We start from the raw sequence: 21,997 nt of genomic DNA on the forward strand, positions 1-21,997 counted from the left end.
TCGGGACTTTTTTATTTATAGGCTAGTTTTTTCCCAGCCCCTTTATTAATTTTAGATATTAGTATTTTTTCTGATTTTAAATAATGCTAATACAGTTAATAATAAACCACCTAATAATGAACTTTGATGTGATGATTGACCAGTTTTAGGTAATGTTTTATTGTTTGTTAAATGTTTTTCTTGTAACTGTGTTGCATTCATTGTTTTTGGCATACTTGCTGCTTGTGGAGTAGTTTTATTTGCTACATTAATAGTATGTTTTACAACAACAGGTGAAATCGATTTAGTTTGTTGTGACATTGTTGTAGTGCTTTTAGCTGTTTCAATTGATGTTGATTCTTTAGTGATTGTTGTTTGATTTTGAAGATGATCCTTGAATTTAACAGTTGTATTGATTTGTGGTTTAGTTATTACTTCAGTTATCATTTTAGGGGCTTGATAAACATATTTGAAAATACCAAAACCATTTTCTCCAGTTTTATCAAATACAATATCATCACTATGGATTAATGATTTTGCTTTTTCAGCTGTACCAAAAGTAAGATTTAATCCTTTAATTGTGTCAGCAAATGTCCAGTTATTATCTGCACTTGGGTTAATTACTTTTTCTTGTGTAATATAGTTAATAATTGCTTGTCTGTTTTCTAAATTTAGTAAACGTTTGAAACTAGCGTCTTTAACACCTGGAAATGTTCCAAAAGCTCTATAGTTGTTAGTTACAACAATAAATTCTTGATCTGGTTTAATATCCTTACCTTGATATTGTAAGTCTTTAATACGACTAGCCTGTTCATTGACTAATTTTGCATTATAATCATATTTATTTGGTTGTGTAATATCTATTTTATATGTAATACCATCAATAACGTCAAAATTATATGTTCTATATGATGTATTGATTAAATCTTGAGCATCTGTGATAGATGGATCGATTTGTTTAAATTGACCAGCTGACATTTCTAACCATTCTTTTAGTTGTTGACCATTCACTTTTACGATAGCTGTAACATTATCATATAAATATAAATCAGCAACATTTTTAATAGCAATACTACCTTTAGCAATATCTGTGAAACTAGTGGCATCTCCACGTGCACCTGCTTTAAAAGGTGCAGCTGCAGATAAAATTGGTAAATTACCTTCTGGCGTACCAGCTAATTCTTTTTTAGCATACCAAATTTGAGCGTTGTTAACAATTTGCACTGAGGGATTATCTTTCACTAAAGCGAAGTAACTTGTAATATCATCCGTTGTTGTTCCTACTTCTTGACGTACATAATTAATTGTATTTTCATGAGGTACTTTAGCATCAGCAACGATATTTGTATCTACAGTAGTTGATTTATCATCAATTCTACGTAAAAATCCTTTACTATCGCTTACTTTCCATTTCTTATGACTATCTTTTTTCAGTTTTAAATCAATAATTCCTAAATTGTCGCCATATTTACCAGCCATTACAACAGGTGTACCTAAAATTTGACCTTTAGTACCGTCAACACCTTCAATTTTTTCGTAAATACCTTTTCCATCTCTACTTGGAAATTCTGCATGAGAATGTCCAGTAATAACAGCATCTACACCAGGTATATTAGCGATTTGATAGCCGACATTTTCTTCTCCTTTTTCGTATTTATTATCACCAATACCAGAATGTGATAATACGACAACTAAATCTGCACCTTCTTGACGTAATACAGGTACCATTTTAGTTACTGCTTCAACACTGTCTTCTACATGTACTTTACCCTCTAAGTGAGCTTTATCCCATGTCATGATTTGAGGTGGTACAATACCAGTAATCCCTATTTTTAGTTCGACGTCTTGATCATGATTATCTTTATACGTTTTATTTAGAATTTTATAAGGTGTATAACGATAAGTGCCAGTAGTTTCATCGATGACATTTGCATTGACAATAGGTAATTTTGTTCCAGAAATGACAGTATCTAAAAATTCTAAGCCGTAGTTGAATTCATGATTCCCTAATGTAGCAGCATCGTAATCCAAAGATTCTAATGCTTTATACATTGGATGATTTTCACCAGCTTCAACGGGGTCAACAATAGCTTTATAAGTGCCTAAAGGTGTTCCTTGGATAGTATCACCATTATCAACAAGTAATGTATTGCTATTTTCTTCTTTAGCTTCTTTAATTAAAACGGCTGTTTTTGCTAAACCTAATTTTTCAGAAGGCTGGTCTTGATAATAATCATAGTTTACTAAATTAGTATGTAAGTCTGTTGTAGACAAAATTCTTACATCTAATTCACTATCATCAACTGTTGTTTCTACAGTTGGTGTAGGGGAAGAAGTAACCTCAGATGTTTCTTCAGCAGCAAATGCTGAACTACCAACAATAAGTAAGCTTCCTGTTAATGTACATGATAAAATAAATTTACGAGATGATTGCATAATAAACTCCTTTTAGTTGAAAATATTGTACATGTGTATTATATATCAAATAGTATTAAATAAAAAGAGTAAATACGAATTTTTGGTTATATATTCAAATGGAAAAAGATGAAAAAATATACAAATGAATAAAATAACATTGAAAAATTATTGAAAACGCTTGTTTAACGGATGATTAGTGTTAGAAAGAGAATAGAACTATGATAAACATTTAAAATAATAATAGATGTTTATTTATAGTGTTAAAGTAATGAAATGAGAGCTATACAATTCGGGTATTACTTTAAAAGCATTGTACATTGCATGTTTATTATTTTTAGTCTATAATCAACTCATATATTTCAATGAAGAAAGGGACGAAAAAATGACAAATAAAAGAGTTGTTGTTGGTATGAGTGGTGGTGTTGATTCTTCGGTTACAGCTTATTTATTAAAACAACAAGGATATGAAGTTGTTGGGATTTTTATGAAAAATTGGGATGATACAGATGATAATGGTTTTTGTACAGCTACAGAAGATTATAATGATGTTAAAGCTGTATGTGATCAATTAGATATCCCTTATTATTCAGTAAATTTTGAAAAGCAATATTGGGATAAAGTATTTACGTATTTCTTAGAAGAATATCGTGCGGGCCGTACACCAAATCCAGATGTTATGTGTAATAAAGAAATTAAATTTAAAGCTTTTCTTGATTATGCTTTTAAATTAGGTGCAGACTATGTTGCTACTGGACATTATGCACAGGTTAAACGCACAGAAGAAGGACAAGTTGTTTTATTAAGAGGTAATGATAATAATAAAGATCAGACATATTTTTTAAATCAATTATCTCAAGAACAATTACAACATGTACTATTTCCTTTAGGTCATTTAGAAAAATCAGAAGTACGTAAAATTGCAGCTGAAGCACAACTTGCTACAGCTAAGAAAAAAGATTCAACAGGTATTTGTTTTATTGGTGAACGTGATTTTAAAACTTTTTTAAGTGAGTATTTACCTGCACAACCAGGAAAAATGATGACATTTGATGGTAACCATGTCGGTCAACATGACGGTTTAATGTACTATACAATAGGTCAAAGACATGGTTTGGGTATAGGTGGAGAAGGTGAACCTTGGTTTGTACTAGGTAAAAATCTAAAAACTAATGTATTATATGTAGGTCAAGGATTTCACCATGAAAAATTATATTCTGATATGCTAGTAGCAAATAAAGTGTCTTTTGTTAATCCAGTTGCACAACAATTTACTTGTACAGCTAAATTTAGATATCGCCAACCAGATACAACAGTTAGAGTAGAAATTTTATCAGATGATGAAGTTCGTGTTATTTTTTCTGAGCCAGTACGTGCAGTGACACCAGGACAAGCAGTTGTATTTTATGATGGTGATATTTGTCTAGGCGGTGCTACTATTGATAAAGTTTATAAAAATAATCGAATTTTAGATTATGTAGGTTAATGAAATGTCTATTGAAAAAGCTGTAAGTTATATGCAACAAGGTGAGTGGCAACAAGCTTTAGATATTTTTAATGAAATATTAATGATAGATAAATCTAATGAACAAGCTTTAATTAATAGTGCCATTCTTTTGTCTAAGAGCAATCATCTTAAAGAAGCAGAACAGTTGTTACAATATGCCTTAGTGCATCATCCTAATAGTGCGATGGCCATAGCAACCTTAGCTAATATTTATTATGATGAAGGTCGATTGCAAGAAGCAATTATTTTATATCAACGTGCACTTGTATTGACACCTACCGATAGTAATATTTTATATATGTTAGGTAGAAGTTTATTAAACATAAGTGAACCAAAATTAGCTCTAGTGTATTTACAAAGTGCTCATGAATTAGATTCAAAAGATAATGAAATAAAAATGCAATTAGCACTTTGTTATTGTCAATTAAATATTTTTGATTATGCTATGCCTTTATTACAAGAATTAACAGAAATTATAGTTTATCAAGCTGATGCCAAATATAATCTAGCTTTAAGTTACTATTATATTGGAGAGCGTTTACAAGCTATTCAATTATTAGAAACAGTAGTGAGTCAATATCCTGAACATTTATTAGCATCATATGCTCTGAAAAGAATTGAAACAGAGAATATTAAGTAGACAGTAAATGTTAATTATGATATGATACAAGTACAGGTAGTTACTAGGATGTTTGTCTTTGTATCTCTAATTTTGGACCGAACATATTGAACTCGGGAGCTTGATTAATTTTACAGCATACATGCCCATGTATAAGTTGTGGGACTTATAAAGTGAAATTTAAAGCACCCACCTGCTTTCTAAAGCGGGGCCCAGTCATTGATACAATTTAAGACGGCATCTTGGTGCTACTGTTTTTAATGCCATGTTTCATGGCTTTTTTTATTTTAAAAAAGATGCTAATAAAATTAATAGGAGAGTACAATGTTACATCAATTTTCTAGAAATGAATTAACAATTGGACAAGAAGGATTAGATATTTTAAAAAATGCAACTGTAGGTATTTTAGGTATTGGTGGCGTTGGGAGTTTTGCAGTCGAGTCATTAGCTAGAAGTGGTGTTGGTAAATTAGTTTTAGTAGATAAAGATGATGTGGATATTACTAATATTAACAGACAATTACCTGCTTTATTATCGACAGTAGGACAATCTAAAGCAACTTTAATGAAAGAAAGAATTAAAGATATTAATCCGAATTGTGAAGTGATCGACTTAAAAATGTTTTATACAGAAGAGACGTATCAACAATTTTTTGATGAACAATTAGATTTTGTTATAGATGCTTGTGATACAATTAAATATAAAATACATGTCATTAAGGAATGTCATCGTCGTCAAGTTCCGTTTATTTCAGTTATGGGAGCGGCTAATAAGTTAGATCCTACCAAATTTGAAATTGCAGATTTATCAAAAACAAGTGTGTGTCCGTTAGCTAAAGTGATGAGAACACATTTTAAACAATATAAAACTAATAAAAAAATACCAGTAGTTTATAGTACAGAGAGTCCTACAATATCATTACATGAGGTTAATCAAGTTGTTGGTAATCAATCTTCATCAATTAGAAAAGCACAATTACCACCTTCCTCTAATGCATTTTGTCCGTCGGTAGCTGGATTAATTGCTGCAAGTTATGCATACAGACAATTACTGAAAAATATTGATATTACAACAGTTGAAAAACCTAAATTATAAGATAAATAAGTCTATAGTCTTATATCTATTATTCATCTAAAGGTGTATAATTAAATTAAGAATTGAAAAAAGGAGAGTGGTATACATGCCAATGAATTTTCAAATTATATTGGATGCTCTACTCATTGTTTTTGCATTTTTATTAATCGTATGGCAATTATTTGATAGTCATTTGAATTATAAAGGTGTTTCAGCAATGGCTATGCTACTAGCTTATTTCTATTTTCATATTCATGGTGAAATTCAACCCATCACTGTGCTAATTTTTTTCATCACAGGTTTTATTTTCTTAATTTTAGAGATTTTTTTACCGGGTGGCATTGTAGGGATATTTGGTCTGATATTAATTATTTATAGTATTGTTAAAGATAATGTACAATTATTATCTATTGCAATAATTTTATTATTAGCCACAATTATAGCTGTAATGTTTTTCTTATATTTATATCGTTATTTAAATAAAGAAGTGAAATTATTGCAAATTTTTATCTTAAATGATAGAGCAACAACAGAAGATGGCTATACTAGTCATCAAGAAAGATATGATTTGATTGGTAAAAAAATGATAACAATGACAGATTTACGACCTTCTGGTATAGTTAAATATTTAGATGAACGTATAGATGTCGTCAGTGAAGGAGAATATATTTCCAAAGGCACTGAAGTACAAGTTATTTATGTTGAAGGTATGAAAATAGTCGTTCGTTCATTATAAAAAAGAAAAGGAGTTTAAATTTTATGGGTATTGAAAGTATTATCACATTAGTACCAATATTATTAGCATTTTTTGCATTAATATTTATTCTAAGTTTTGTACCATTAGGATTATGGATAAGTGCAGTTGCTGCTGGCGTTAAGATCAGTATTTTTTCTTTAATTGGTATGAGATTGAGACGTGTAACACCAAGAAAAGTAATTGTGCCATTAATTAAAGCACAAAAAGCTGGATTGGATGTTACTACAAATCAATTAGAAAGTCATTATTTAGCTGGAGGGAATGTTGATCGCGTAGTGAATGCGTTGATCGCAGCTCATCGTGCTAACATTGCTTTAACATTTGAAAGATGTGCAGCAATTGATTTAGCAGGACGTGATGTTTTACAAGCTGTACAAATGAGTGTTAACCCTAAAGTCATTGAAACACCGTTTATTTCTGGTGTAGCTATGAATGGTATCGAAGTGAAAGCTAAAGCGCGTATTACAGTACGTGCTAATATTGAACGTTTAGTAGGTGGTGCGGGAGAAGAAACTGTTATTGCACGTGTTGGTGAAGGGATTGTATCAACAATCGGGTCATCAACTTCACATACAAAAGTATTAGAAAATCCAGACAGTATTTCACGTACAATTTTAGATAAAGGGTTAGATGCTGGTACAGCATTTGAAATCTTATCTATTGATATTTTAGATGTAGATATCGGTAAAAATATTGGTGCAGATTTACAAACAGAACAAGCTGTAGCTGATAAAAATATTGCACAAGCAAAAGCAGAACAACGACGTGCAATGGCTGTTGCCGAAGAACAAGAAATGAAAGCTAAAATTCAAGAAATGCGTGCTAAAGTTGTAGAAGCAGAATCAAAAGTACCACTGGCATTAGCGACTGCTTTAGAACAAGGTCATATTGGATATTTAGATTATATTAATATGAAAAATGTAGAATCGGATACTGCAATGAGAGAAAGTATTCGTCAAGTATCACAAAAAAAAGATAATTAATGAGGTGATAATATGTCACTAGGATTAATTATTACTATCTTTGCAGTTATTATTAAATTATTGGATATTATTTTTAAAAAAATGCAAGCTAATAATGTAAAAAATGAAGGTAGTGTTGAAGAGCAAGTGATGACAAAGCATAACAATAAGACATTGTTAGACAAAGCAGCTATTTTAATGAATAAGCAAGTAAATGATGTAGATCAAAAAAAGATACAAAAACGTGATGTGCATCAAATGAAAAAATCAAAACAATATCGACAACATCATAGACCTGATAGAACTAATGATAAAAATATTGTTAAAAAAACTAATTTATCTAAAAATATGATTTCTGATGACAATTCACCAATCTTTACAGCTGGAGATTTATCACAACAACAGTTAATTAAAAATATCATATTTAGTGAAATTATGTCACAACCTAAGGGTAAAAGATAAAAGTATTAAATTAATAATTTTCAAAAGACTTGAAATTAACGTTGTCTAACGTAGTTCAAGTCTTTTGTTGTACTAGGATAGATACAAGTCTTTATCAAAATATTAAAATATGATAAAATGATGGTAATCTAATTCTAAAGAAAGGAAAAGCTAGATTATCTAGTTGGTATTTGAATGTCAAAAAAATTGACAATAGCAAGTAGTCATTTAATGCAAAGTTTATTTGGTGTCAATGATGAGTTTTTAATTTATATTGAAAATCACTTTAATGTCATCACAAAAATAGAACAAGAACAATTACTAATCGAAGGTGACAAAGCACAACAAGCGTATGAAGTTTTTTATAATTTGTTGTCGGTATTACAAAAAGATATAATGATAACATTACAAGATGTTATTGCTGCAATAAAAATGACTGACGAAAATAATGGAAAGCAATTTATTGCATTGTATGACGAAGCATTAATTACAAATTTTAAAGGCCATAAAGTACGTTGTAAAACATTAGGGCAAAGATATTATATTCATGCAATGAAAACGAATGATATGGTTTTTGGTATAGGTCCAGCAGGTACAGGTAAAACTTATCTAGCGGTTGTTATGGCTGCTTTAGCATTAAAACGTGGTGATATAAGACGTATTATTTTGACTAGACCTGCTGTAGAAGCTGGTGAAAGTTTAGGATTTTTACCAGGTGATTTAAAAGAAAAGGTAGATCCTTATTTACGTCCTTTATATGATGCTTTACATGATATTTTTGGATTAGAACAAACAACGAGATTTTTAGAGCGTGGTACGATAGAAGTAGCTCCTTTAGCTTATATGCGTGGCCGTACATTAGATGATGCATTTGTTATTTTAGATGAAGCACAAAATACGACAACAGCACAAATGAAAATGTTTTTAACACGTTTAGGTTTTGGTTCTAAAATGGTCATTACAGGTGATATGACTCAAATTGATTTACCTAAAGGGGCTAAGAGCGGATTAATTGAAGCACAAAGTCGACTAATGAATATTTCTGGTATTAGTATTTGTCAGTTAACTGATGTAGATGTAGTTAGACATCCATTAGTTGGAAAAATTATTCGTGCTTATAATGAAGATAAAAAGGAGTTATAAATGTTAGATGTTGCGATAATTGATGAACAAAATTATTTATCAGACGAAGAACAACAATTGATTGAAAAATTAGCGAAATTTATAGCGAAAGAAGAACAAATATTAGGTGAAGCAGAAATTTCATTTTCTATAGTGTCACTTGAAGAAATTCATCATATTAATAAGACTTATCGTGGTGTAGATAGACCAACAGATGTCATTTCTTTTGCACTAGAAGAAGTATCAGAGGACGAATTAGAAATTATAGGATTATCTGATGAACCACGTATATTAGGTGACATTATTATTAGTTATGATAAAGTTAAATCTCAAGCAAAAGATTATGGACATAGTGTTACAAGAGAGTTAGGTTTTCTAGTTGTACATGGTTTTTTACATTTGTTAGGATATGATCATATGACTGATGAAGACGAGAAAATAATGTTTAGTAAACAAGAGAAAATTTTAACTGAATTTGGATTAATTAGATAATGAAAAACTTTAAATACGCAATCGAAGGTATTATTTGTGTCTGTAGATCAGAATTACATATGAAAATTCATATTATTATGGCTATTAGTACAATTATATTAGGTATTTATTTACATCTTCGAATAGTAGAATGGTGTATTGTTTTATTATGTATTGGGTTAGTTATCTCATTAGAAATGCTTAATACAGCAATTGAAGCTGTTGTTGATCTTATCAGTCCAGAATATCATCCATTAGCAAAAGTAGCAAAAGATGTTGCAGCAGGCGCTGTGTTAATTAGTGCGATTACTGCTGTGTTATGTGGTATGATTATTTTCATACCAAAATTATTTTAAGGAGAATATATGCAAGAAATTAATATAAAAAAATCTGGTTTTGTGTCAATCATTGGAAGACCTAATGTCGGTAAATCAACTTTCATGAATCGTGTTATTGGTCAAAAAATTGCTATTATGTCAGATAAACCACAAACAACGCGTAATAAAGTACAAGGTGTTTTAACAGAAGATGATATGCAAGTTATTTTTATTGACACCCCGGGTATTCATAAGCCAAAACATCGTTTAGGTGATTTTATGATTAAAGTCGCACGTAATACTTTACATGAAGTAGATATCGTCATGATGATGGTTAATGCAGAAGAAGGCTATGGTAGAGGAGATCAATTTATCATAGATATGTTACAAGATATTAAAACACCTGTCTTTTTAGTGATTAATAAAATTGATAAAGTACATCCAGAACAATTACTAGATATGATTGCACAGTATAAAGATTTATATCCTTTTGCTGAAATTATTCCAATATCAGCATTAGGTGGTAATAATATAGAACGTTTATTATTACAAATTAAAACATATTTACCAGATGGTCCACAATATTATCCAGCACATTATGTTACAGATCATCCAGAACATTTTATTGTAGCAGAATTAATTCGAGAGAAAGCTTTACACTTAACATCACAAGAAATTCCACATTCAATTGCTGTAGTAGTAGATACAATGAAAAGAGAAGAAAATCGAGATTTAATTCATGTGATGGCTACAATTATTGTAGAACGAGAATCACAAAAAGGTATGGTTATTGGTAAACAAGGTAAAATGTTAAAAGAAATAGGTAAACGTGCACGATTAGATATTGAAAATTTACTAGGTTCAAAAATATTTTTAGAAGTATGGGTAAAAGTCATTAAAAATTGGAGAGATAAACCAGCACACATTAAAGATTTAGGTTTTAAAGAAGAAGATTATTAGGATAATCATACAATTAAAAGAATATTGACCATAGAAAAGAGAGCATGATGATAACTAAATTTATTACTACAGAAAAAAATATTAAAATTGCTTATCAACAACAAGGAAGCGGTTCACCAATTATACTAATTCATGGTTTACGAGCTTCAAAAGAAAATATGTTACCATTAGTTGAACTGTTATCACAATATTATACGGTATATTATTATGATGTTCGTGGACATGGTGAAAGTACGCATCCCAATACATTAACTTGGCAAAATCATCTTGATGATTTGCATAATTTTATGCAAGCATTAAATATTCACCATGCCATAATAATTGGGCATTCTATGGGATCTTATATTGCCTTATCTTTTGCATTACAATATCCAGAATTGGTGTCTAAATTAGTATTAATTGCTTCAAAATTAGAAGGCAAACAATCATCAACATCACGTATTTTAGAACAATTAAATTTAGATATTAATCAATTATCTTCACAACAATTAACAAAAATTATTGATCAATATATGTATTTTACACCAATGATAAATCAAACTAAACAATTGGCACGCCAATTAAAATCACCAATAAAATTATCATCTTTAGATATACAATTAGCTAATGAAGCAATGAAGCAATACGATGTGGCTAATATTATTAATAAATTATTTGTACCGACTTTAGTAATAGTAGGAAAAATGGATGGCATTAATAATATTGAAACTAATCAAAATTTAGCTAGTCATATTAAAAATAGTAGATTAGTTATTATTGAAGAAGCTTCTCATATGATACAATTAGAACAACCAATGAAAGTAGTAGAAGAAATACATGCTTTTATACTAGAAAACCATTAAAATATACAAAAACTGGGAAAACTAATCATTTTTTCCCAGTTTTTGTATTAAGATGACAATACTTTAGATAAAAATTCTTGAGTACGTGCATGTTGAGGTGAGTTAATCACTTGTTGAGGTGTACCATCTTCGATAATATGACCATCTGCCATAAAAATAATACGATTAGCGACATTATAAGCAAAACCTATTTCATGAGTAACAATAATCATTGTCATATTTTGTTCGGCTAATTCTTTCATAACATCTAATACTTCCTTAACCATTTCTGGATCTAGTGCACTAGTCGGTTCATCAAATAAAATGACATCGGGTTTCATTGCTAATGTTCTCGCAATCGCTACACGTTGTTTTTGCCCACCTGATAAGCTAGACGGATAATCATTGGCTTTATCTTGTAAGCCTACACGTGTTAATAGTTCTAAAGCTTCTTTATTAGCAATATCCATTGGAATTTTATTGACATGAATAGGTGCGAAAGTAATATTTTCTAAAATGGTTTTATGTGGAAATAAATTGAAATGTTGAAAAACCATTCCCATCTTTTTACGTATATTTTCTAACTGACGCTGATTAGAAGTAATACGTTGATTTTCAAATTCAATTACACCCGTAGTAGGTATTTCTAAAAAATTAAGGCAACGTAATAAAGTTGATTTACCTGAACCAGAAGGGCCAATTAAAGCGATAATATCACCTCGATTAACTGTTAGTGAAATGTCTTTTAACACAGTATTATCACCAAAACTTTTTGATAAATTATTAATTTTAATCATATGTCCTCCTTAAACTTGAATATTAATAGTATAGTTTTCAACAATAAAAAAGTCAATGATGATGCATAAAAAATCTAATAAAAGCATAAATATAAAAATGTAAGTGGACTTAAATTAAAATATTTGATAAAGATGTTCAGCGCTTTGAATGTCTGAAAAGTATTTTTTTAAATAGTCAACATCCAAAAAGATAAATCGTTTTTTTTGCCATGTAATGATACGATTCTTTTTTAAATCATTCATCCATTTACTAATCATTTCTCGAGTAGTAAATGTTAATGAAGCTAGATCTTGCATTGTTAAATCAATAACGACTTGTCGTTGGTGTGTACTATCTTGATAAGGTAAACTAAGAGAATAATATAAACGCAAGAGTGTACTATATAATGCTTCTTTTTTATTTAATGTTAGTAAATCTAACAATCTGCGTTCTAATTTTTGATGATGTAGGTGTGTAAAACTTGTCCATTCAAATTGTAGAATAGAATCAATTAGTAATTCTGTTTCTAAAATATTTCTTTTTAATTGAATAAGTTTGACATCTGTACGTGCAATTTCTGTAGTTAGATAGCTTTGGTTTTCACTGAAGAGATTAGTCAAACCAATGATGGTCCCTTCGGGACAAATAGATAAATAAAAATCACGTTGATTATTCAAAGGATATTTTGAATAAACATAGCCACTTTTAATTAAATAGAGATAGTCGGCTGGCGTATTTGCAGATAAAATAATATCGTTTTTATTAAAATGTAAAACTTTACCATGTTGTTCAAAAAACCTTGTAATAGTCAGTGATGGATAGTAAGAATGTGTTAACATTATTCCACCTCATTTTCTGTAATATAATTTGATTATACTGTATACATTAAGAAAATAAAATAGAGATTTGAATATCTATGAAAACTATGAAATAATATAAAAAATGTTTTAATACAGCTGTGTTTTATATGTTATATTCATTGCAATTCATTTTTTAACGGCATATAATAAAGTTAAGAAAGTAAAATTCGAGAGTGAGATAAGTATGAATATTAATAATATCAAAGATCCTTTATTTTTGAAAAATTTGACAACATCACAATTAAAACAATTAAGTACAGATATTAGACAATTTTTAATTGAACAATGTTCAATTACCGGGGGTCATATTAGCTCGAATTTGGGTATTGTAGAATTAACAATTGCATTACATAAATTTTTTGATAGTCCTAATGATAAATTTATTTTTGATGTAGGACATCAAAGTTATGTTCATAAAATATTAACTGGTAGAGCAAAAGATTTTAATAAATTGAGACAGTATCAAGGAATGTCTGGATTTCCAAAACGTAAAGAATCTATTCATGATCAGTGGGAAACAGGACATAGCTCTACGTCATTGTCAGCAGCAATGGGAATGGCAAAAGCTCGAGATATGCTAGGTGAAAATTATGAAGTTATACCAATTATCGGTGACGGTGCTTTAACTGGAGGAATGGCTTTCGAAGCATTGAATCACATTGGGCATGATTGTACTAAAATGACAATTATTTTAAATGATAATCAAATGTCTATTACACCTAATGTAGGGGGCATGCATCATATGTTAACACGTCTAAGAAGTACGAATAATTATTTGAATGCGAAATTAAAATTAGAAAAAATTTTACATAATATTCCTACAATAGGTAACCGTATGTTTTCGGTAGCAAATAGAGTAAAAGATAGTATGAAATATCTATTAGTTAAAGGTGTATTATTTGAAGAACTAGGTTTAAAATATATTGGACCTATTGATGGTCACGATTTTGATAGTTTAGATCAAGCTTTTGAAAGTGCTAAAAATTTCAATCAACCTGTTATTATTCATGTAATTACTACTAAAGGTAAAGGTTATTTACCAGCTGAGACAGACAAAAGAGGTATATGGCATGGTTGTGGTCCATATAAAATTGAAACTGGTGAATCAGTTACATTAAGTAAACAACAACAAACTAAAGCGTGGAGTAGCGTTGTGAGTGATGAATTGATTGAAATGGCACGTAAAGATGATAAAATTGTTGTCGTATCACCAGCTATGTTATTAGGTTCTAAATTAGAAAAATTTCAAATGTTATTTCCAAAAAGAATCTTTGATGTAGGTATTGCGGAGCAGCATGCAGTAACTTTTGCTGGTGGCTTAGCTAGCCAAAATTTTAAACCAGTTGTTTCCATTTATTCAACATTTTTACAAAGAGCAGTTGATCAAGTGATTCATGATATTGCAATTCAAAAATTAAATGTATTATTTTGTATTGATCGTGCAGGATTAGTTGGTGAAGATGGTGAAACCCATCAAGGTGTTTTTGATATTGCTTTATTAAGACCAATTCCTAATATTTCAATTATTCAAGGTAAAGATATGCTTGAAACTCGTCAATTATTACATCTTGCTCATAAACATGAGGGAGCTGTAGCATTACGTATACCACGTGGTGCCACAACGATACAAGAAAATGAGTTGCTGGATAATAGTATTGAATGGGGAAGTTGGGAATATTTAAAACATGGTAAAGATGTTGTTATATTGACATTTGGTCCTATGTTAGAAATTGCAACAGAAGTTGCCGTTTATTTAGCAAAATCAGATATTTCTGTAGCTGTTATTAATTGCCGATTTATAAAACCGATAGATAAAGTAATAATGAATGAATTATTAACTAACAAAGTTCCAATTGTAGCAATAGAAGAAGCAATCTTATCTGGTGGATTTACAAGTGCTATTGCAGAATATATCATCGATAATAAAGGTCAAAATAAATTATTACGTTTAGGTATTGATGATATGTTTGTCGAACAAGGAAATTGTCATCAGCTATTAGATGAGATAGGTTTAACGGTTGATAAAATACAAGAAAATATTAAACAATTTTTAAATAAATAGAGGTATAAAGTGAGTAAAAAAGAGCGAGCGGATATACTATGTGTTCAACAAGGTTTATTTGATTCAAGAGAACAAGCAAAAAGAGGTATTATGGCTGGTATTGTATATAATAAAAATATTCAAGTAGATAAGCCTGGTGAAAAAATTATTGTTGAAACAAGTGAATTAAGAATTAAAGGTCAAAAGATGCCTTATGTTAGTCGTGGTGGTTATAAATTAGCTAAAGCTTTAACTACATTTGAGTTGAATATTAAAGATAAAATTATGTTAGATATTGGTTCTTCGACAGGTGGTTTTACAGATTGTGCATTACAAAATGGTGTTAAGATGTCTTATGCTTTAGATGTTGGCACTAATCAATTAGCTTGGAAAATTCGTAATGATGAACGTGTTGTTGTTATGGAACAAACAAATTTTAGATATGCCACACCAGAAATGTTTATAGAAGGACTACCACAATTTGTATCGATAGATGTCTCTTTTATTTCATTAAAGTTAATTTTACCTAATTTAGCTAAGATATTAGTAGAAAATGGTGAAGTTATTGCATTAATTAAACCACAATTTGAAGCAGGTAAAGAAAATGTTGAAAAAGGTGGTATTGTCAAAAACAGTAAAGTTCATCAGAAAGTATTAACAGATATTATTGAATTTGCTAATGATATAGGGTTTATTTTACACGGCTTAACTTATTCACCTATTACAGGCGGTGATGGTAACATCGAATTTTTAGCTTATTTTAATAAAAGTACAGTTGTTCAAAATGATAAAATGAGTTGGGAAGATTCAATTCATCGTGTTGTTAATGAAGCACATCAACAATTAAAATTATAAATAGAATTGATTCATGAAAATGAGTCGATTCTATTTTTTATAATTAAGAATATATTTAAAAACTTATGTCATAAAATAGAAGAAATTTGTTATAATAAGGATGTCTATATTGATGATACTTTAGATAATTACTAGCGTCGTCATGTTGACTAATAAATTTTAGGAGGAATTGTTTTTGGAAAAGTTAAGATCATTAAAACTTTTTACTTTTTTAGTTGCATTATCAGTTGTATTACAATTATTTTTTAGTCCAGTCACTACAGTATTTGCTGCTGACAGTACTTCAGAACCAATTGTTACAACAACAGAAACTGAAGTAGTATCTAGTGAAGTAGTTACAGAAGAAAAGCAAGTTACTACAACAGCAGAGCCAATAAGTGCAGTAGAGGTTCAGTCTGAAGAAACTTCTGAGGTATCAGATGTTACATCAGTTGAGATTTTACATACAAATGATATGCATGGTCGTTTACAATATGAAGAATATAAAGGTAAAGCGACTTCATTTGGGATGGCACGTGCAAAATCAGTCATTGATAGTGAAAGAGCATCGGATGTGAATAAAACTGTATTTGTATTAGATGCTGGAGATGCTTTTCAAGGGTTACCAATCTCTAATGAATCAAAGGGAGAAGACATGGCGAAAGCTATGAATGCTGTAGGATATGATGCAATGACTGCAGGTAATCACGAATTTGATTTTGGTTTTGGTATAGCTAAAGGATATGATTCAAATTGGTTGAATTTCCCTATGGTAACTTCAAATGTTTATAAAGACGGTAAATTAGTCTATGATCCTTATACAATTGTAGAGAAGAAAGGGATAAAAATGGGTGTCATTGGTGTTACAACACCAGAAACATATACAAAGACAAATCCAGTTGGTATCGTTGGTGTCGAATTTAAAGCGCCAATTCCATCAGTAATGAAACAAATTGATACGATTAAAGATAAAGTTGATTTTATTACTATTTTATCTCATTTAGGAGATGATACGACAACTAAACCGGAAGAGACAGGAACAGGATTAGCTCAAGCATTAGCTAATCATATAGATTATAATAACTTAGCAATCACTGTCATTGATGGACATTCACATCAAGTTGTACAGAAGAACATTGCACCTAATATTCATTTAGTACAGACAGGCGCTTATTTAGCGAATATTGGTAAAATTACATTTGATTATGATAAAAGGAATAAACAAATAAGTAATTATCAAACAACCATTTTATCTGCTAAAGAAGTAGCTAAAAATTATCAACCAGATGAAGAAATACAAGCAATAGTTGATGAAGCACAAAGAAAATTCGATGTAAAAGGTAAAGAATTTTTATTTAATAATAAAGTAACATTAGCTGGTGAAAGTAAGTATGTGCGTACAAAAGAAACTAATTTAGGTAATGCAATTGCAGATGCGTTAGAAGATTATAGTGGTTTTACTCATCCGTCTGATTTTGCCGTTACTAATGGTGGTGGTATTCGTACAACATTAAATAAAGATAGCCAAATTACTTTAGGTGATGTTATCAAAGTTTTACCATTCGGTAATCAATTAATGCAAATTAAAGTATCAGGTAAAAATGTAAAAGATATGTACGAACATGCATTACGTGCTTTACAAGATAAACAAGACGATGGGACACTTGTTTTAGATGAACAAGGCAAACCACAATTAGGTAGTAATGGTGGTTTCTTACATTCATCTAAATCAATTAAAGTATATTTTGATGTCAATAAAGAACCAGGACAACGTGTATGGAAAATTGAAATGTTTAATCGATTAACAAAACAATTTGAACCACTTGATTTAACAAAAGATTATTATATGGCAACAAATGATTTTCTTGCAGTAGGTGGTGATGGCTATACAATGTTAGGTGGTGTACGTGAAGAGAGTGGACTATCTATGGATAGACAAGTAGCAGATTATTTGAAAAAAGCTGACATGTCTCTATATAATAAAGAATTTCCTTATTCTCGTATTATTCCATTGGCAGCTGTAATGGAAATTCCAATGCCAAAATTACCACCAGTTGTTCAAAATGATAAAACTATCACAGAAACGAATAAAGTAGCCATTCAAAAGAATATTCAACCTACTATAAAAAATGTTGCTTTCGAGCATAAAACTAAAAAAGTATCTCATTTAAATGCAGAAGAGAAACTATTGAATGAAAATAGTAAAACTGCATTATTAGTTAATAAAAAAGCAGTGATAGCTGCAGATAAAGTAATATCAAATGATAATATTACAATCTCGTCATCTAAGAATAAAAAAGTATTACCAGCTACAGGTGAAGTACCATCATCAGCACTATTAATAGAAGGTTTGTTAATGATGTTATTGACAAGTGTGTTGATTACTCGTATCTATAATAATAAAATGTAAATAAATTTTTAAATAAAAAGAATCAAGATTTTAGCATCAATGAATGATAAAATCTTGATTCTTTTTATTTTACGAATGTTTCTCACTATGATTACTTTGTGTTGATGGTAATATATACCCTATAACAATTGAAAATACTGGAAAAACAAAAGTTAAAACTAAAGCTGTTTCTAATTTAAAATCACTACCATTAATATTACTAATAATATAAGTGATTAAGCAAGAAAAGCAAAATGACCAAAATAATGTTATAATAAATCTCATATTAAAACCTCCGTTACTAACATTATACGTATATCACTAGTTATTGTATAGTTAAAAATAAAAATAATATTAAAATATTCGCGACGTCATCATTCTGTAACAATTGAGTAGCATTAATACAAAAGTATTAAAGGCTTATAACAAAACTCTTATTTTACTTTTTTTTATAAAAATTTATGATATAGTAAACATACATTAAAAAATAGGATATAAGAAAGAGGATATATATAATGAAATCAATTAGATCAAAATTTGCAGCATCAAGTGTTGCGTTAATGTTAATGGGATTAGGACAAGTGGCATTAGCTGAAGGTGAAGTATGGACACCAAGAACAGTGGGTGAAGTACAGTCACAAATTATTGTTGATGAAAATGGTAACCAAAGTTATACAATTCAATGGGGTGATACATTATTTACAATTGCACAAGCAACAAATGTATCAGTAGAAAAATTAGCTGAAATTAATGCAATCTCTAATGCTGATTTAATCTACCCAGGGACACACTTAGTTTTTAGTGCAGATCGTACAATTATGACTGCTGAAAATGTAGTAACAAACGAAGTTACAACTTATGATTTAACAACACCAACAGCACAACCAGTAGCATCACAAGTTGCAGTACCAGTAGAAACACCAGCAATGCCAGAGGTTGTTGCACCAGTACCAGCAGTTCAATATGAAGCGGTAGCTAATGATAATTATGTAGCACAACCAGAAGTTGTAGCACCAGCACCAGTAGAAACACCAAATTATGGTGGACGTCAAATTACTGTGGAAGCAACAGCATACGGTGCTGATTGTGCAGGATGTTCAGGGATTACAGCAAATGGTACAGCATTATACGAAGGTGCACGTGTTATTGCAGTAGATCCTAACGTTATTCCATTAGGAACACGTGTTTATGTACCAGGTTATGGTGAAGCTATTGCAGCAGATACAGGTGGTGCAATTCAAGGTAATATTATTGATGTATTTATGGGAACAGAAGCTAATGCTTCATCATGGGGACGTCAAACAGTAACAATTACAATTTTAGATTAATAAAGAGTAGTAAAAAATATCTTTCGTGTTTATTACACGATGGATATTTTTTATTATGAGTTAATCTATTATTTATAAAATATAGTATAAAAGCCATTATAGATAGTGTATAATAAAATTTGTATTTACTTTTGAAGGAGTGAGAATATGGTATTAAATAAAGATAAAAAAGTTATTTTTTCAGGTATTCAACCTACGGGTATACCTACTTTAGGAAATTATATAGGCGCTATGAAACAATTTATAGAGCTTCAAGAAGATTATGATTGTTATTTTTGTATTGTAGATGAACATGCTATAACTGTGCCACAAAATCCACTAGAATTAAGAAAAAATATTAGAAGTTTAGCAGCATTGTATTTGGCAATAGGTTTAGATCCAAATAAATGTAAGTTATTTATTCAATCAGAAGTACCTGCGCATACTCAAGGTGGTTGGTTAATGCAATGTTTAGCTTATGTTGGTGAATTAGAGCGTATGACGCAATATAAAGATAAATCAAAAAAACAACAAGAAGGTGTTAGTGTTTCTTTATTAACTTATCCGCCATTAATGTCTGCTGATATTTTACTTTATCAAACGGATATCGTACCTGTCGGAGACGATCAAAAACAACATTTAGAATTAACTAGAAATCTAGCTGAAAGATTTAATAAGCGTTATGGTGATATATTAACAGTACCCGAAGTAAGTGTACCTAAAGTTGGTGGTCGTGTGATGAATTTACAAGAACCAACGAAAAAAATGAGTAAATCAGATGATAATCAAAAATCTTTTATTTTACTGTTAGATGATTTAAAAGTAATTGAGAAAAAAATTAAATCGGCAGTAACAGATTCAGAAGGTATCGTTAAATACGATAAAGAAAATAAACCAGGTATTTCTAATTTACTTTCTATTTATTCAATTTTATCGAATAAAACGATAGCAGAATTAGAACAAATGTATGAAGGAAAAGGTTACGGTGATTTTAAATCAGATTGTGCTAGAGTAGTAGTAGAGACGTTAGCACCAATTCAAGAAAAATATTATGACTATTATAACTCTACAGAATTAGATGTTATTTTAGATAAAGGTGCTGAAGAAGCTAATAAAGTAGCGAATACCACATTAGTAAAAATGAAAAAAGCAATGGGTTTAGGTAGAAAATAAGTTCAAAGATGAGAAAGAGTTGTTTAACTCATCTCATCTTTTTTGCAGTGTTTTCAACAGATATTTGTAATAGAATATGATACAATATAATATAAGCAAGAAAAAGGAGTCTTACTATGCAAGTCAATGAAATTATAAATATAATGCAAAAAATTGCACCGCCAACTCTAGCAGAAAAATGGGATAATATAGGTTTACTAGTAGGTTCAACAACAAATGAGGTTCGACGTATTTTAGTTACTTTAGATGTTACACCAGCTGTAATAAGTGAAGCGATAGAACAAAAAATAGATTTAATTATTGCACATCATCCACTAATATTTAAAGGTATAAAATCAATAACTAACCAAACTGCTCAAGGGCAAATGCTATTAGATTTAATAAGTCATAATATTAATTTATATGCTGCACATACCAATTTAGATAGTGTTAGTGATGGTATGAATGACTGGTTAGCTAAACAATTAAAATTAAATCATACACAAGTTTTAGTACCATCAGCAGTTGAAATAACATATCAATTAATGATAGAAACATCATCATCTCAATTATTACATAGTGTTAAAACACTGTTATTAGCTGAGGGTATAAAAGATATAGAAATTGAAGAATCCGAACAAATTGTTAGTAATGTTACGGATAAGTTAATTAAATTAGTAATAAAAGTACCAGAAAATAAATTAATGTCGATAATGAAATTGTTAAAAGAATTATCTAACTATGAACAATTTAATTATCATATGATTGATGTCACACATACTAGCAGTCGTCACGGTATCGGTAAAATTGGCGAATTATCACAAAATATGACTTTGTTAGAATTATCTAGACAATGTAAGCATGCTTTCAATACACCGATGGTTAAAATGATAGGCCCAGCGAATAAAATAGTTAACAAAGTAGCGATAGTAGGTGGTGCAGGGCGTGATTTCATTTCGCAAGCAAAAAATTTAGGTGCCGATGTTTATATTACAGGAGATATTACCTATCATGCTGCATTAGATGCTTTAGATTTAGATATTGCCATTATTGATGCTGGGCATTATATAGAACATATTGTTAAAACAGAATTATCAAAACGATTAATAGAAGTATTAAATACATCCAATATAGAAATAATAGAATCAACAATTAATACTAATCCATATAAATATATTATGTCTTAAATTTA

At 29.8% G+C, this 21,997-nt stretch carries 21 protein-coding genes and 1 other RNA gene; 18 read left to right on the forward strand and 4 right to left on the reverse strand.

The window, feature by feature from the left end:
• Positions 1-51 precede the first annotated feature (51 nt).
• On the reverse strand, positions 52-2,415 hold the full coding sequence (locus AC5EAH_RS01515) for a bifunctional 2',3'-cyclic-nucleotide 2'-phosphodiesterase/3'-nucleotidase (RefSeq protein WP_493492982.1): 2,364 nt from the start codon (positions 2,413-2,415) through the stop codon (positions 52-54).
• A gap of 334 nt (positions 2,416-2,749) precedes the next feature.
• On the opposite strand from AC5EAH_RS01515, the gene mnmA reads away from it, so the two are divergent.
• The 12 genes from mnmA (at position 2,750) to AC5EAH_RS01575 (ending at position 11,466) form a co-directional block, all read left to right on the forward strand.
• Positions 2,750-3,880, forward strand: coding sequence for a tRNA 2-thiouridine(34) synthase MnmA (gene mnmA, locus AC5EAH_RS01520; protein ID WP_493493028.1), 1,131 nt, complete (start codon positions 2,750-2,752; stop codon positions 3,878-3,880).
• A gap of 4 nt (positions 3,881-3,884) precedes the next feature.
• Positions 3,885-4,541 carry a tetratricopeptide repeat protein gene (locus tag AC5EAH_RS01525; RefSeq protein WP_493492983.1) on the forward strand — a complete coding sequence of 219 codons (657 nt, stop codon included), beginning with the start codon at positions 3,885-3,887 and terminating at the stop codon, positions 4,539-4,541.
• A gap of 37 nt (positions 4,542-4,578) precedes the next feature.
• Positions 4,579-4,773, forward strand: a non-coding RNA gene (ssrS, locus tag AC5EAH_RS01530) — 6S RNA.
• Positions 4,774-4,844: 71 nt separating this feature from the next.
• Positions 4,845-5,615 (forward strand): tRNA threonylcarbamoyladenosine dehydratase, encoded by a 771-nt coding sequence (locus AC5EAH_RS01535; protein WP_493492984.1) that lies wholly within the window; start codon positions 4,845-4,847, stop codon positions 5,613-5,615.
• Positions 5,616-5,700: 85 nt separating this feature from the next.
• Positions 5,701-6,330: an NfeD family protein gene (locus AC5EAH_RS01540; protein ID WP_493492985.1), complete on the forward strand. Its 630-nt coding sequence runs from the start codon at positions 5,701-5,703 to the stop codon at positions 6,328-6,330.
• A 23-nt stretch (positions 6,331-6,353) separates the two neighbouring features.
• Positions 6,354-7,334: a flotillin-like protein FloA gene (floA, locus tag AC5EAH_RS01545; protein ID WP_493492986.1), complete on the forward strand. Its 981-nt coding sequence runs from the start codon at positions 6,354-6,356 to the stop codon at positions 7,332-7,334.
• Positions 7,335-7,346: 12 nt separating this feature from the next.
• Positions 7,347-7,775: a hypothetical protein gene (locus AC5EAH_RS01550; protein WP_493492987.1), complete on the forward strand. Its 429-nt coding sequence runs from the start codon at positions 7,347-7,349 to the stop codon at positions 7,773-7,775.
• 174 nt (positions 7,776-7,949) lie between these two features.
• On the forward strand, positions 7,950-8,897 hold the full coding sequence (locus AC5EAH_RS01555; RefSeq protein ID WP_493492988.1) for a PhoH family protein: 948 nt from the start codon (positions 7,950-7,952) through the stop codon (positions 8,895-8,897).
• Entirely contained in the window at positions 8,898-9,368 is a 471-nt protein-coding gene (gene ybeY, locus AC5EAH_RS01560) for an rRNA maturation RNase YbeY (RefSeq protein ID WP_493492989.1), read from the forward strand.
• Positions 9,368-9,703 (forward strand): diacylglycerol kinase family protein, encoded by a 336-nt coding sequence (locus tag AC5EAH_RS01565; protein ID WP_493492990.1) that lies wholly within the window; start codon positions 9,368-9,370, stop codon positions 9,701-9,703. Before ybeY ends, AC5EAH_RS01565 begins: the two co-directional genes overlap by 1 nt.
• Before the next feature lie 9 nt (positions 9,704-9,712).
• On the forward strand, positions 9,713-10,624 hold the full coding sequence (gene era / locus AC5EAH_RS01570; RefSeq protein ID WP_493492991.1) for a GTPase Era: 912 nt from the start codon (positions 9,713-9,715) through the stop codon (positions 10,622-10,624).
• A gap of 47 nt (positions 10,625-10,671) precedes the next feature.
• The gene (locus tag AC5EAH_RS01575) at positions 10,672-11,466 is read left to right on the forward strand and encodes an alpha/beta fold hydrolase (protein WP_493492992.1); all 795 of its coding nucleotides are present in this window, start codon (positions 10,672-10,674) and stop codon (positions 11,464-11,466) included.
• Positions 11,467-11,513: 47 nt separating this feature from the next.
• Here the strand turns inward: AC5EAH_RS01575 and AC5EAH_RS01580 are convergent, their stop codons facing one another.
• On the reverse strand, positions 11,514-12,242 hold the full coding sequence (locus tag AC5EAH_RS01580; RefSeq protein WP_493492993.1) for an amino acid ABC transporter ATP-binding protein: 729 nt from the start codon (positions 12,240-12,242) through the stop codon (positions 11,514-11,516).
• Between the two features lie 114 nt (positions 12,243-12,356).
• Positions 12,357-13,061, reverse strand: coding sequence for a Crp/Fnr family transcriptional regulator (locus AC5EAH_RS01585; RefSeq protein WP_493492994.1), 705 nt, complete (start codon positions 13,059-13,061; stop codon positions 12,357-12,359).
• A gap of 205 nt (positions 13,062-13,266) precedes the next feature.
• On the opposite strand from AC5EAH_RS01585, the gene dxs reads away from it, so the two are divergent.
• The 3 genes from dxs to AC5EAH_RS01600 all read left to right on the forward strand — a co-directional run bounded on the left by dxs (position 13,267) and on the right by AC5EAH_RS01600 (position 18,367).
• The gene (gene dxs / locus AC5EAH_RS01590) at positions 13,267-15,144 is read left to right on the forward strand and encodes a 1-deoxy-D-xylulose-5-phosphate synthase (protein ID WP_493492995.1); all 1,878 of its coding nucleotides are present in this window, start codon (positions 13,267-13,269) and stop codon (positions 15,142-15,144) included.
• A gap of 9 nt (positions 15,145-15,153) precedes the next feature.
• Positions 15,154-15,978, forward strand: a complete 825-nt coding sequence (locus AC5EAH_RS01595; RefSeq protein ID WP_493492996.1) for a TlyA family RNA methyltransferase — start codon at positions 15,154-15,156, stop codon at positions 15,976-15,978.
• A gap of 175 nt (positions 15,979-16,153) precedes the next feature.
• The gene (locus AC5EAH_RS01600; protein ID WP_493492997.1) at positions 16,154-18,367 is read left to right on the forward strand and encodes a 5'-nucleotidase C-terminal domain-containing protein; all 2,214 of its coding nucleotides are present in this window, start codon (positions 16,154-16,156) and stop codon (positions 18,365-18,367) included.
• Positions 18,368-18,436: 69 nt separating this feature from the next.
• Here AC5EAH_RS01600 and AC5EAH_RS01605 read toward each other — a convergent pair whose 3' ends face one another.
• Complete coding sequence (locus AC5EAH_RS01605; RefSeq protein WP_493492998.1) at positions 18,437-18,631, reverse strand: YjzD family protein; 195 nt, start codon at positions 18,629-18,631, stop codon at positions 18,437-18,439.
• A gap of 230 nt (positions 18,632-18,861) precedes the next feature.
• On the opposite strand from AC5EAH_RS01605, the gene AC5EAH_RS01610 reads away from it, so the two are divergent.
• From AC5EAH_RS01610 to AC5EAH_RS01620, 3 genes are all read left to right on the forward strand, one after another.
• A complete protein-coding gene (locus AC5EAH_RS01610) occupies positions 18,862-19,674 on the forward strand; it encodes a 3D domain-containing protein (protein ID WP_493492999.1) in 813 nt (270 codons plus the stop codon).
• Positions 19,675-19,821: 147 nt separating this feature from the next.
• On the forward strand, positions 19,822-20,826 hold the full coding sequence (gene trpS, locus AC5EAH_RS01615) for a tryptophan--tRNA ligase (protein WP_493493000.1): 1,005 nt from the start codon (positions 19,822-19,824) through the stop codon (positions 20,824-20,826).
• Positions 20,827-20,942: 116 nt separating this feature from the next.
• Positions 20,943-21,992, forward strand: coding sequence for a Nif3-like dinuclear metal center hexameric protein (locus AC5EAH_RS01620; protein WP_493493001.1), 1,050 nt, complete (start codon positions 20,943-20,945; stop codon positions 21,990-21,992).
• The last annotated feature ends 5 nt before the right edge of the window (positions 21,993-21,997 follow it).

It is taken from the genome of Staphylococcus sp. B1(2026), assembly GCF_058895785.1.